This window comes from Halococcus saccharolyticus DSM 5350, assembly GCF_000336915.1.
GTDB classification, from domain to species: domain Archaea; phylum Halobacteriota; class Halobacteria; order Halobacteriales; family Halococcaceae; genus Halococcus; species Halococcus saccharolyticus.
This window is the reverse complement of sequence record NZ_AOMD01000021.1, coordinates 63248-75927: the sequence shown is the minus strand read 5'-3', so window position 1 is coordinate 75927 and position 12680 is coordinate 63248. Positions and strand designations below refer to the sequence as shown.

12 protein-coding genes are annotated in these 12680 nt (G+C 66.6%); 7 read left to right on the top strand and 5 right to left on the bottom strand.

Annotation, left to right across the window (positions count from 1 at the left end):
• Nucleotide 1: 1 nt before the first annotated feature.
• Nucleotides 2-529 carry an SHOCT domain-containing protein gene (locus C449_RS08665; protein ID WP_006077616.1) on the bottom strand — a complete coding sequence of 176 codons (528 nt, stop codon included), beginning with the start codon at nucleotides 527-529 and terminating at the stop codon, nucleotides 2-4.
• 66 nt (nucleotides 530-595) lie between these two features.
• Complete coding sequence (locus C449_RS18105) at nucleotides 596-757, bottom strand: hypothetical protein (RefSeq protein ID WP_161606447.1); 162 nt, start codon at nucleotides 755-757, stop codon at nucleotides 596-598.
• 215 nt (nucleotides 758-972) lie between these two features.
• On the opposite strand from C449_RS18105, the gene C449_RS08660 reads away from it, so the two are divergent.
• The 3 genes from C449_RS08660 (at nucleotide 973) to C449_RS08650 (ending at nucleotide 3596) form a co-directional block, all read left to right on the top strand.
• A complete protein-coding gene (locus C449_RS08660) occupies nucleotides 973-1962 on the top strand; it encodes an NAD-dependent epimerase/dehydratase family protein (RefSeq protein WP_006077615.1) in 990 nt (329 codons plus the stop codon).
• An 83-nt stretch (nucleotides 1963-2045) separates the two neighbouring features.
• Nucleotides 2046-2804: an SDR family NAD(P)-dependent oxidoreductase gene (locus C449_RS08655; RefSeq protein WP_006077614.1), complete on the top strand. Its 759-nt coding sequence runs from the start codon at nucleotides 2046-2048 to the stop codon at nucleotides 2802-2804.
• Between the two features lie 96 nt (nucleotides 2805-2900).
• Nucleotides 2901-3596, top strand: a complete 696-nt coding sequence (locus C449_RS08650; RefSeq protein WP_006077613.1) for a sugar phosphate isomerase/epimerase family protein — start codon at nucleotides 2901-2903, stop codon at nucleotides 3594-3596.
• Nucleotides 3597-3676: 80 nt separating this feature from the next.
• Here C449_RS08650 and C449_RS08645 read toward each other — a convergent pair whose 3' ends face one another.
• The gene (locus C449_RS08645) at nucleotides 3677-5062 is read right to left on the bottom strand and encodes a sulfatase-like hydrolase/transferase (protein ID WP_006077612.1); all 1386 of its coding nucleotides are present in this window, start codon (nucleotides 5060-5062) and stop codon (nucleotides 3677-3679) included.
• Between the two features lie 138 nt (nucleotides 5063-5200).
• Here C449_RS08645 and C449_RS08640 point away from each other — a divergent pair, with 138 nt between their 5' ends.
• A complete protein-coding gene (locus C449_RS08640; RefSeq protein WP_006077611.1) occupies nucleotides 5201-6259 on the top strand; it encodes an NAD(P)-dependent glycerol-1-phosphate dehydrogenase in 1059 nt (352 codons plus the stop codon).
• 139 nt (nucleotides 6260-6398) lie between these two features.
• On the opposite strand, the gene C449_RS08635 is transcribed toward C449_RS08640, so the two are convergent.
• Nucleotides 6399-7064 (bottom strand): helix-turn-helix domain-containing protein, encoded by a 666-nt coding sequence (locus C449_RS08635; protein WP_006077610.1) that lies wholly within the window; start codon nucleotides 7062-7064, stop codon nucleotides 6399-6401.
• Nucleotides 7065-7154: 90 nt separating this feature from the next.
• On the opposite strand from C449_RS08635, the gene C449_RS08630 reads away from it, so the two are divergent.
• Together C449_RS08630 and C449_RS08625 are read left to right on the top strand one after the other, a co-directional pair.
• The gene (locus tag C449_RS08630; protein ID WP_152415687.1) at nucleotides 7155-7949 is read left to right on the top strand and encodes an ABC transporter ATP-binding protein; all 795 of its coding nucleotides are present in this window, start codon (nucleotides 7155-7157) and stop codon (nucleotides 7947-7949) included.
• Complete coding sequence (locus tag C449_RS08625) at nucleotides 7946-8743, top strand: ABC transporter permease (RefSeq protein WP_049913986.1); 798 nt, start codon at nucleotides 7946-7948, stop codon at nucleotides 8741-8743. The genes C449_RS08630 and C449_RS08625 overlap by 4 nt, the downstream gene beginning before the upstream one ends.
• 206 nt (nucleotides 8744-8949) lie before the next feature.
• Here C449_RS08625 and C449_RS08620 read toward each other — a convergent pair whose 3' ends face one another.
• Nucleotides 8950-9969 carry an AIR synthase family protein gene (locus tag C449_RS08620; RefSeq protein WP_006077607.1) on the bottom strand — a complete coding sequence of 340 codons (1020 nt, stop codon included), beginning with the start codon at nucleotides 9967-9969 and terminating at the stop codon, nucleotides 8950-8952.
• A 158-nt stretch (nucleotides 9970-10127) separates the two neighbouring features.
• On the opposite strand from C449_RS08620, the gene C449_RS08615 reads away from it, so the two are divergent.
• A complete protein-coding gene (locus tag C449_RS08615; RefSeq protein WP_006077606.1) occupies nucleotides 10128-12680 on the top strand; it encodes an ATP-dependent DNA helicase in 2553 nt (850 codons plus the stop codon).

Below are 12680 nucleotides of genomic sequence, written 5' to 3'. Positions count from 1 at the left end.
CTCACGACGAGCGTTCGCTGGAGCGCTCGTCGAGGACGGCCTCGCGCTCGCGGGCGGCACGCACGTCGTCGACCGATTCGTTCGCCACCAGCCGATCGAGTTTCCGCTCGAACGTTGGCTCGTCTATCTCACCCGCGACGTACCGGCGTTTCAGATCGTCGAGGGCGTCCTCGGTCGATGGCTCTGGCGGAGCCACGGTCTCAGAGAGGCCGAGTCCGTCGATCGCCGGGTACTCGCGCTCCACCCGCTCGGCCGCCGACTGGAGCCGCTCGCTCCGGGGGATCGACAGTCGGCGCAGCAACGACCAACTGAACCCGAGACCCGAGATTACGGTAGCCACCACCAGCACGGCCACGATGGGGAGATAGGGGAGCGCGAGTCCGGACAGAACACCGACGGCTCCCGCCCCGCCACCGAGTGCGGTAGTGACCACGAGCCCCACGTACCCGAGCACGACGGTCAGGAGGATTCCGGAGACGAGCAACACCCCCAGCCAGACGGCGAGCGCGTTGTCCCGAAGCCAGCCCATATCGTGATCGGCGTCGGCCAGCTATCTATATCTCACGCTCGTCGCCGCTCGATGGCGGCGTCGACGTTAGCGCTTCGATCGGATGACGCGCCGGAGACCGCCACGCCGGCGGAACAGCCGCGTCAGGAACCGCTCGATTCGGGTCGGTTCGGCGGAGGCCTGTGGCATTGCCGGAAGATATGGTCTGAACTCGTTTCGGTCGTTCTTCTGCGTGGATCGCTTGTCCATACACGTGGTTAGCTCCGGAGGGATTTAACTTCTGTTAGATAAAGTTGGCCATTGCCAAAATACTGGTTCACATAGTGAGTTTCGCACACGGTGACCAGTAGATCGAGGGCGGCCGCCGGCCACCGAAAACGCGAGCACGACGAGTCGTTCACACCGAGTGAAACCAGTCGTCGCGACCGACAACTGTTATCTCGCGGCCGCCCGCAGGGTCGTCGATGCCTCACGCCATGATCATCGGCGGTACGCGCTTCATCGGCCGCCACACGGTCCGGGAGCTACTCGACAACGAGTACGACGTCACCGTGTTCAACCGCGGGAACCACGAGAACCCGTTCGCCGACGACGAGGCCGTCGCGCACGTCGCGGGCGACCGGACGAACGAGAACGCAGTCGAACGCGCCGCCCGCGAGGTCGATCCGGACATCGTGATCGACTGCGTGGCCTACCATCCCAGCGAGGTGCGCCACGCGACCGCGGTGTTCGCCGACTGTGAGGCCTACGTCGCGATTTCGAGCGGGTCGGCCTACGGCGATGAGGAGATCCCGAAACGCGAGGACACGACCACGCTTCACGACTGCACCGACGAGCAGGCGACCGACGACTCGATGGACAGCTACGGCCCCCGAAAGGCCGAGATCGATCGTGCGGTCGCTGCGGCCGCCGACGAGGGCGTGAACGCGATGAGTGTCCGGCCGCCCGTGGTCTACGGGCCCCACGACTACACCGAGCGGTTCGACTACTGGATCAATCGAGTCCTCAATCACGACCGTGTGATCGTCCCCGGCGACGGTGACTGCCTCTGGCATCTCGTGTTCGCGCCCGACGTGGCGAGCGGCCTCCGAACGGTGGCCGAAGCGGGTGAACCCGGTGAGACGTACAACGTCGGCGATCGCCGGCTGCCCGTTCTTGCCGAGTGGGTCGAGCTGATCGCCGACACCCTCGACACCGACGTCGAGATCGTGACGGCGAACGAGCGCGAGCTCGCTGCGGCGGAGCTCGCACCCGGCGACTTCCCGCTCTACCGTTCGTACCCCCACGTACTCTCGACCGCAAAGATCGCGGAGCTTGGCTGGGAAGCAACACCCATCGAGACGGCGCTCGAACGGACAGTCGAAAATCACCAAGCGAGCGATCGTACCGGCCGCGAGAACGGCCCCGACCGGGAGGCCGAGGAGCGCGTGCTCTCAGTGTTGGATACGCTCTGAACAGGCGGACCGCGTCGTCGTGTCCTCGTCAGGTTACCCAGCCCGAAGGACAGCTTCTTTCGACCAACGGTCGTAGCCGCGGCGTGAACCACATCACGGCCGGCGAACTCGACGGAAAGACGGCGCTCGTCACCGGTGCGTCGTCAGGGATCGGCGCGGCGACTGCGGAGGCGCTCGCGGCCGAAGGGGCCAGTGTGAGTCTCGCTGCGCGCCGCACCAACCGGCTCGACGAACTCGCCGGGCGGATCGAGGCGTCGGGTGGGGAGGCGCTGGCGATCACTACGGACGTCACCGAGGAGTCGGACATCGAGACGATGATCGAGACGACGACCGACGCGTTCGGCGGGCTCGACGTTCTCGTCAACAACGCCGGCATCATGCTGCTCGCGCCGGTCGATCGGGCCGACGCCGACGACTGGCGACGGATGGTGTCGATCAATCTGACGGGGCTCATGAACGCCACCCGCGCCGCGCTGCCGGCGCTTCGAGAGGACGAGGCCGGCCACGTCGTCAACATCTCCTCGGATGCGCGGCGCGGTCCGGGCACCGGATTCGGTGCGTACGCCGCCACGAAAGCCGGTGTGAGCACGTTCGCGGAATCGCTCCGCGAGGAAGTCGCCGACGATGGGGTTCGCGTGACGACCGTCGAACCGGGCGCGACCGACACCGAACTCCCCGATCACATCACCGACGCGGCGGCGAAAGACGAAGTCGAGGCGGCGATCGAGTCGATGCACACGCTCGAACCCGCCGATGTCGCAGCGGCGGTTCGGTACGCGGTCACGCAGCCGCCACGCGTCAACGTCGACGAACTCCTCGTCCGGCCGACGGACGCCGGATGAGCGGCGTGGACGACCGTCAGTCGACCCACCGTCGGTAAACGACCCTTGCAATTGCAGGTCTCATCGATAGGACGATGGGGCCCGACTGTACGGACAATGCTCATCGCTGGCAAGTGCCCCCCGGAACCGGACGCGCTCGCCGCCGCAGCCGACCGGGGGTTCGAGGTGGTGGAACTGTATCTGGAGAAGGACCACCTCGAATCGGTCGCCGAGTGCGTCGCGCACGTCGAGGCGTCGGACGTCGCGGCCGTCTCGGTTCACACGCCCCACGTCTCGCTGGCGGAGAAGGAGTACCTCCACCGAACAGATCAGCTCGCGGTGGCGCTCGACGCATTCGTCGTCTTTCACTCGGGACACCTCAACCACGTCGACACGCCGGAGTTGGAGACACTCGATCTGACCGCGGCGTACGGCTACGAGAACAAGACCGGGGTGAGTGTTCGCCACCTCCGACACATGGTGCTGAAGCCTGGCCACGGCCTCGCGCTCGATGTCGCACACCTGTTCATGGCTGAGGCGGACTACCTGACGGCGATCGAGTACCTGCTGACCGAGTACGGCGATCGGATCGGTCTCCTGCATCTCTGTGACTCGACGCCGGTCCAGGACGGCCTGGCGTTCGGCGCTGGCGACATCGACATCGGGGCGGTCTGTCGTCTAGTCGACCGACACTTCGACGGCACGGTGGTCCTCGAAGTCATGCCCGACGACCAGCGGGCCGCACTCGAAACCGTCACCGAGCACCAGGCCGAATTCGAGCTGTCGCCGACTCGATCGGTCGCCGGCAACTGAGCAAAGCAGCAGCCGGAACGCGACGGCTGTGAATCTACGGTGCTGTCGTCGGAGTACGTCGGGAGAAGCATTGGCCCCACCTACGCGTAGCCGAGATCCTCGAGATGACGCCGCGTCGCGTCCGAGACCGCCGTTCGATCCCGGGTGTCGCGCCGGTCGATCCGGTCGCGGTGGTCGGCGAGCAGTTCGTCGAGCGCGACGTCGGTCTCGCCGACGACCCGGAAACGGTCGGTCGTCTCGTAGCCGTAGGCCCCCTCGACCGCGACGCCGAACAGTTCCCTGTCAAACCGCGTCGGATCGTAGCCGAGGCGTTCGACCTTTGCCCGGTTTCGCGGGTTCGGTCCCAGATACTCCGCGGCGCACGTCCGGTCGGTCGGCGCGGCCGTGACGGGTTCGGTGGACTCGTCGGGCACGTCGAGCAGCGCGTTCCCCGCCGAGTCGCCGTCGACGCCGGCGAGGTCGAGCATCGTTCGGTGGACGTCGAGGAGGCTCACCGTCTCCGCGCGCGTCGCGTCCTCGATGCGGTCGCCGGAGATCACGCACGGGACGTGAGTGAGTTCGGGGTAGACGCCGTAGGAATGCTGCCAGACGCCGTGTTCGCCGAACAGTTCGCCGTGATCCGAGAGCGTGATCACGACGTCGAACTCCTCGCGGAGCCTGGCGTGGATCTCGCGGTAGACATCGGAGAGATAGCGGACGCTGTCGTCGTAGGCCTGCTTGAGCACCTCGACGTCGGCGTCGGGGCCGTCACCGGCGGTCGCCACGAGGCCGTTGTACTCGGTCACGTCGCCGATCGGCTCGTCGGTGTCGACTGTTCGGTATGCCTCGGGCGGCGTGTGCGGCATGTGTGCGTCCATCAGGTTCACGAACAGGAACTCGTGGTCGCCGAACTCTGTCCGGCGGACGTAGTCGAGCGCCTGTTGGGACCCCTGCTCGTCGAGCGGGTCGCCGCCGAAGCGAGCGCCTCCGAACCGACCGCCACCGAGGTCACGCAGCGCGACTCGCGCACCGCGTTTCAGCGACGGCCACGTGTCGTACTCGCCGGCGATACACTCTCGTACTGCCCCGAGGTAGGTCTCGGGGCCGTCGTCGTCCTCCGCGAAGCTCTCCCAGTCGAACACGTCGCCCGAGAGCGCCCGGAACGTCCACGTACCGGTGTACTCGGCAAATCCGCGGTCGAACGCGAACGGTTTGGCGAGGATGATGTTGCTGGCGAACGCGCGGGTGGTGTAGCCGGCCTCGGCGAGGCGTTCGGCGACCACGGGCTCGGGACAGTCGAGCGCCTGGTTGTCGACGTGAACCCCGAGTTCGCTCGGGTACTTCCCGGCGAACAGCGACGCATGGACGGGGACGGTCCAGTGGCTCGGTGCCCACGCATTCGTGAAGCGAACCCCCGACAACCAGTCGAAGTGTTCCTCGAACGCGTCGTAGCGGAGCGTATCGAGGACGACGAGCGCGACGTTCATCGATGCCGGTACTCGACGGCGTGCTAAACTGTTTGTGCACGCTGGTGCAACGTCAGCGGGTCCGCCGTCCCAGTCGTGTTTCCGTGCGGAAGCGCTGCGGAGGGCAAACGGTTTGGTTCGTGCCGGATAGGGAACGTCATGTTCGACAAATCGACGTGGATCCGTCTCCCACGGAACGTCGTGGTTGGTCACGGCGTCCTCTCCCAAACTACCGACGCCGTCGACGAACTCCACCTCGCTGGACGGCCCCTCGTCGTCACTAGCCCGACCGCCCGCGAGGTAGCCGGCGAGCGCGTCGTCGAGGGGTTCGCCGCCACGGGGACCGAACCGGTGACGGTCGTGGTCGAAGAGGCGAGCTTCGCGGCGGTCGAGCGGGTGATCGGGACCGCCGAAGCGGAGGAGGCCGGCTTCCTCGTCGGGGTTGGCGGCGGCAAGCCGATCGACATCGCGAAGATGGCGAGCGATTCCCTGAGCATGGGGTTCGTCTCGGTCCCGACGGCCGCGAGCCACGACGGGATCGTCTCCGGGCGCGGCTCGGTCCCGGAGGGCGACACCCGTCACTCGGTCGCCGCCGAGCCGCCGCTTGCCGTCGTCGCCGATACGGAAATCATCGCCGACGCGCCGTGGGAGCTGACCACAGCAGGGTGTGCCGACATCATCTCGAACTACACCGCGGTCCGGGACTGGCGGCTCGCCAACCGACTCCAGAACGTCGAATATTCGGAGTACGCGGGCGCACTCTCCCGAATGACCGCCGAGATGCTCGTCGACAACGCCGATTCGATCAAGCAGGGGCTCGAAGAGTCGGCGTGGGTCGTCGTGAAGGCGCTGGTCTCCTCGGGGGTTGCGATGAGTATCGCGGACTCCTCGCGGCCGGCGAGCGGCGCGGAACATCTCTTCAGCCACCAACTCGATCGGATCGCCCCCGGCGCGGCGCTCCACGGCCACCAGGTCGGCGTGGGATCGATCCTGACCGAGTACCTCCACACCGGCGACGAGGGTCAGTGGCGAAACGTCCGCGACGCGCTTGCCAGGATCGGTGCGCCAACGACTGCCAACGGACTCGGCGTCGATCCGGACGACGTGATCAAGGCACTCACGACCGCCCACGGGATCCGGGACCGCTACACCATTCTCGGCAACGGGATGAACGAGGCGGCCGCACGCGAGGTCGCGAGGGTGACCGGCGTCGTCTGACGCCTCCGGGCGATGCTCGGATCGGCGGGTGGTTCGCTCGTCCCGATACGTCGTCACTGGATAGAGAGCATGGTAGTCACGCCGTGAAACGCGGTCGGCACACGGTGTTCATTCGACGGTTCTCAGAACGTGTATCTGGTCAATCCGTGTAGGACGCCAGCGCTCCGGTCACGAGTTTCCGCTCCGCTTTCTGGAGGTGTTCGGTGACGGTACTCGGCGAACACCCGATCTCGGCCGCGATGTCCGCATGGGTGGCCTGGTGCGGCGACTCGTAGTATCCCAGTTCCACGGCGACTCGGACGGCTTCCAACTGGCGGTCGCTGAGGGCTGCCGCCGGGGCCTCCCGGCGTACATCGAACTCACTCACCCCCTCGATCGTCGGAGCGATCTCCGAGGGCAACGCATCGAAGAGCGCCTGGACCTCTGCGGGCTGGCCGACCACGTTTCCGTGGACAGTGCCGTCACGGTAGACGATGGGGCGGACGAGAATCAGCCCGTTCCTGACGACCGCATCGAACATCTGTGCGAGAACCGATGGTGGCTCCAACCGCAGGTGAAGGGCGAACTGATCGGCGGTGAGCGCGGTCGTGTCGGCGGTTTTCACCTCGGGCACCGCTTCGAGTGCTGCCTCGAAGCGCTCGCGGTCCGCTGTCACGACGAACAGCACGGCCGGATACTCGCTGGCGATGTTCCAGTTGACCAATCGCGTCTCCGCTATCCACGCTGCCTCTACCCCCGCGATCAGGTCGAACAGCGGCGGCCGCACGTCAGGCGGGAGGGTGGCCGTGAAGCGGACGTGACGCATGTGAGGTTTAACCATGGTACTTGAATACACATAAACCTCCTCGTCATACTCGGCGAAACGTCCAGCATGAGTGCGTACCTACAGACACGTATGACCACAGCCAGCGACGTTTCGATCACACTCGATGGATTCAGCCGGTCGTTCGGGGCGATCACGGCGCTCGACGATGTCGATCTCACGATCGACGGCCCACAGATCGTCGGTGTCGCCGGGCCGAACGGCTCGGGGAAGACGACGCTCATCCGGTGTCTGCTCGGGCTGCTCCGCCCGTCGAACGGATCGGCACGCGTCAACGACACGGACCCGGCGGACCTCCGGAGTACGGAGCGCGCCCGGATCGGCTACATGCCCCAGCACGAGGCCGTCTACAACGACCTTACCGTTCGAGAGAACGTCGACTTCTTCGCCAGGCTCTACGGCGTGCGCGACCGCGAGGCCGCCGTCGAGCGCGCGATCGAGTTCGTCGATCTCGGGGAACGAACCGACGCAGCGGTGACGGAACTCTCCGGGGGAATGGTCCGACGAACGAGCCTCGCGTGTGCGCTCGTCCACGATCCCGACGTGCTCTTGCTCGACGAGCCGACTGTGGGTGTCGATCCGGAGCTCCGGGCGAGCATGTGGACGTCGTTTCGCGAGCGCCGCGACGCGGGGGCGCTGATGATGGTGTCGACGCACTACCTCGGCGAAGCAACCAACTGTGACCGCGTGTTGTTCCTCCGCGACGGTCGGGTGCTCGCGTTCGATGCACCGGAGTCGTTCCTCGATGCGACGGGCACGACGGACCTCGAAGACGCCTTCCTCGCGCTACTGGATCGACGGACGGCCACGAACAGGGACGGTACTGGCACACCGGGGGCTGACGACGCCGTGGAAGTGGTTCGATGAGTGTGGCGGCTCCGACACGGGGTGCAGTGCCGATCGCTCGTCGGCTATTGCTCTCGCTCCGTGGCGACCGGCGCACTCTCGGACTCGTGTTCGTGGTTCCCGCGCTGCTCATCTACCTGTTCAGCGAGGTGTTCCCGGATCCGACGGGCGTCGCTCCGGTGCTGCTTGGCGTCATCGTGTTCATTCTGACCTACATCCTGACCGCCATCGGCTTCCTCCGCGAACGGACGGCGGGCACCCTCGAACGGATCCTGGTCTCGCCCGCCTCGCGGACCGGCGTGGTTTCGGGCTACGTTCTCGGCTTCGGCGTGCTCGCGACCGTGCAGTCGGGCGTCCTGCTCGGCTCGGCGGTGTACTTCCTCGACATCGAGTTCGAACACGGCGTGATCCTGTTTTTCGCCGTCGAACTCCTCGGCGCGCTCTCCGCGCTGGGTCTCGGCATCCTGCTCTCGCTGTTCGCGGAGAACGAGTTCCAGGCACTCCAGTTCCTGCCGGTCGTCATCGCTCCACAGGTCATCCTCGGTGGGACGTTCATCCCGATCGAGGAACTCCCCGACGCCCTCGAACTTCTCGCCCGCGCAATGCCGATCACGTATATCCTGGACGCGATGAACTACGTCGTACTCGGCGAGGGCGAGGCGGCCGAGCGCTGGAGCATCCTCGGTGACGGCGCGGACGCCGATCTCGTGATCGAGGTCGCGGCTGCTGACTTCTGGGTCGCGGTCGTGGCGCTCTGTGGGTTCACGCTGGTGTCGATCGCAGCCGCCGGCGTCGTGATGCGACGAGCAGGGTGATCGGACACCGGGACACCAGAGGTAGCGCCACCCTGCCGGGCCGTCTACGAAGGTTGATGACCTGTCTCGGTGGTGTCGGTATGGACCCAAATCCACCAGTCTTCGTTGTTCGGTACGAATACTGCCGACAGATCCGCTATTCACTCTGAGGGCGTTTGTCGCCCGAGCCACGAGGAGTTAGAACTCGTCGGGCAGAGCGGACTGGTTCACGATTCGTTCTCACCAGCGGCGTAGTCGGCGTACACGCCCCACGAGGAGTCGACGATCGGCCCTTCGATCCGTTCGCCCTCGACGTACGCGCCGTCTCCCTCCGCGACAGTGCCGATGACGGCCGCCGTGGTCTCCCGTTCGTCGAGCGCCGCGAGAACGTTATCGAGTCCCTCGGGAGCCACGGCGATCAAAAGGGAGCCGGAGCTGGTCGCCGTCCACGGATCGATATCGAGGTACTCACAGATCGGCTCGACGCCGGGGCGCATTGGCACCGCCTCGCGGTCGATATCGAGGCGGACACCCGCACTCGTGGCGACCTCACAGAGCGCGTTGGCGAGCCCGCCTTCGGTGACGTCGTGCATCGCGGTGACCGGGCCGGCGGCCGCGGCGACGAGCGCGTCGCGGACGGTGTCGGTGTCGTCGAGCCGCTCTCTGGCGATTTCGAGCGTCCTTTCGGGGAGATCCATTCGATCGCCGAACAGCGTCGTCAGGAGGCCGACAGCCTCGACGGCGGGGCCGGTCGTGAGCACGAGCCGATCGCCCGGTCGTGCGCCGTCGGGTCGCACGATCTCCTTGCTGTCTCCGACCGCGAGCGCGGTCGCGCCACCGACCCACGGGAACGAACATCCCTCGTACCGCGCCGTATGTCCCGCTATGACGCTCGTTCCGAGAGCGGTGGCCTCGCGATCGATCGCCGCCCAGAGCGTCGCGAACTCCTCGTCGGTCATCTCTGGAGGGAGGCTGAAATTGATCGAGAGAAAGGATGGCGGAAGGCCGCTGACGGCCACATCGGCGAGCACCACGTCGAGCGCGAACCGACCAGCCCGTTCGTAACCGAGTTCGGGCAGGACCGAAATCGGATCGGTCGCGACCACGACGCCCTGATCCGCGATCTCGACAACCCCGAAATCGACCCCGTGCTGCGGTCCGAGTGCGACGTCAGCCCGGTCTGCGCCGAGACGCGGGTAGATGTGCTCGTCGAAGAACCCGGCGTCCACCTTTCCGTAGTCGGCCATGCGAGAACGGGGGCGAGTACCGACAAAACCGTGTCCATCGATGCGTCAGCACCGGGCCTCCGTTCGGGATGGACAACGAAACGTCACGCAGAACAGCGGTGGCCGTTTCGCGGACCGACAGTCTATAACGGATGCCGCCGGAACGCAGACTACGATCGATGAGCGGCGACGAGCGTCGAGACGAGACAGTTGCCACGGCCGAGAGGACCGCCAGCCACGCTGCCGAGAGCGATCACGAGAACGAACACGACTGGCACGAGTTCTTCGGCTACGACGAGCCGTACGCGAACCAGGCCGACGCGATCGAGGCGGCGATCGACGCCGGCGAGGAGGGTGGCTATCTCGTGATGGAGGGGGCCTGCGGGACGGGCAAGACGATGGCCGCGCTCGCGGCCGCCGGCCATCTCCTCCGGAACACCGACCGCTACGACAACGTCGTGGTGGCGACACCGGTCAAACAGCAGCGCCGGCAGTTCATCCAGGACCTCCGAGCGATCAACGCCGATCTCGACGAGCCGTTTTCGGGACTCGCGCTGGTCGGCAAGCCCGCGCTCTGCCCGTACGAGCGCGCGGATGCGTTCGACCGCGGGGTCCAGGACGCTTGCGAGGACCTCCGAGAAACTACCGCGGGCCTCGTTGCGGGCGACGACGGTGGCGAGGCGTGGTGGGACGCCGGCCGTGCGGCCGACCTCGTCGAGTCGGCCCGGATCGACGCCGACTCGTGGCGCACGCTCGACGAGGGTCTCTCGACGGCGGGCGTCGAGGCACCGTACTCGACGGGCCGACCAGTCGTTCCCGAATCAATGACCGAGAGCGACCGTGAGCAAGTTTTCTGTCCGTTCGAGGCCGACTGGTACGCCCGCGAGAAGGGATCGCCAGTGTCGTTCGCCGACGGCGAGCACAGTGTTATTACGACCGAGGAGTTGCTCGCCGGGGCAGTGCCAGCAGGGACTTGCCCGCACCGCGCGATGGGAGCGCTGCTCGAAGAGAGCGATGTCGTCGTCGGCAACTACAACCATCTGTTCGATCCTCGAACTCGGGTTCTCACCGACGGTGTGGTCGACGAGCGGACGTTCGTGATCGTCGACGAGGCCCACCGGCTGGAGGGTCGGGTTCGGGATCTGCTGAGCGACCGGATCGGTAGCGTGTCGCTCCGGCGAGCGCGAAACGATATCGCCCAGCTCGCCTCGTACGCGCGCCAATCGCGCGAGAACCGCGAGGCGATCGCTACCCAGCTCGCGAGCTGGGAGCTCTCGACCGACGCGCTCACACAGACACGGGAGTTCTACGACGACGCCATCGACTGGCTCGATCGTCGGGTCGAGACCCACCTCGACGAGGAGTTCGACGATCTCGACCGTGCAGCCGAACGCGGCGACCTCCCCGATCGGGTCGAGATCCCACTTCGCGATCCCACGGTCGACGAGCCCGACGCGTTCACCGAGTGGGCGATCGAGGCGGGCTACACCGAGGATTTCTGCGAATCGCTCCACACCGTCGGCGCGGCGGTCGAGGACGTGCTCGAAACGGTCGACCCGGATCGAAGCTGTGTCTGCGGAAGCGTCGGACGGTTGGTGCGAAACTGGTGGACTCGCGACCACGCCGCGTACTTCCGAGAAGTCACGCTCGAACGCACCGACCGCGAACACAGCGACGAGTGGCGACGCCACTACACCGCGGCGCTCGAATGCTACGACTGCCTGCCGGCTGCGGACCTCCGCGAGCGGTTCGCGGACCTCGGCGGCGGGGTGTTGATGAGCGCGACGCTCGAACCGATGGACGTCTTCCGGGAGTGTGTGGGACTCGATCGACTCGTGACCGAATCGGCGGACGCCGCCGACATTCCAGAGGTTCCCGACGGCGTCGACCTCCCGAGCCCGAAGGAGAGTTCGGGCGACGAAAACGAGGGAGCGAACGCTGACGGCGAAAACGGGACGACCAGGGACGAAGGAACAGGAACCGAGCGCCCGATCGCCGAGCGGACGTACGATCTGACCTTCCCCGCGGAAAACCGCGCGAGCTGGATCGTCGACGTACCGGCGTTCACCGCGCGGAACCGCGGTCCGCCCGACTCGGGGAACGAGGTCCGCGAAACCTACGCCTACGCGCTCCGGGAGATCGCACGAAGCCCGGGCAACGTGCTGGTCTGTCTGCCGAGCTACCGCGAGGCGGCGTGGGCGGCGGATCGCCTTCGCGAGTCGGTCGAGAAACCCGTCCTGATCGACGAGCCGTCGAGCGCCGAGACGACCGAGGCACTGAAGCGCGACTTCTTCGCCGGTGGCGGGAAGGTGCTCGTCACCTCGACGCGCGGGACACTGACCGAAGGTGTAGACTACGACGGCGCGAAACTGAGCGCGTGCGCGGTCGTCGGCGTCCCGCTCGTGAACGTCGCCTCACCGCGGATTCGCGCCGTGCGGCGGGCCTACGGCGCGGCGTTCGGGGAGGACAAGGCCTTCGAGTACGCGCTCACCGTGCCCGCAGTCCGGCGCGCGCGGCAGGCCATCGGCCGGGTCATCCGGGGCCCCGAGGAGGTCGGCGTCCGGGCGTTTCTCGACGAGCGCTATACCTCCGATGCGCCGCGATCGGTCCACGAGTACCTCCCGGCCGAGGAACGCGAGGAATGGACCACGATGACGCCGATGTTCCTCGACTCACAGCTCGCGAACTTTTGGGAGTCGCATTCACGACCCGACGGTTCGGACGACGCCTGA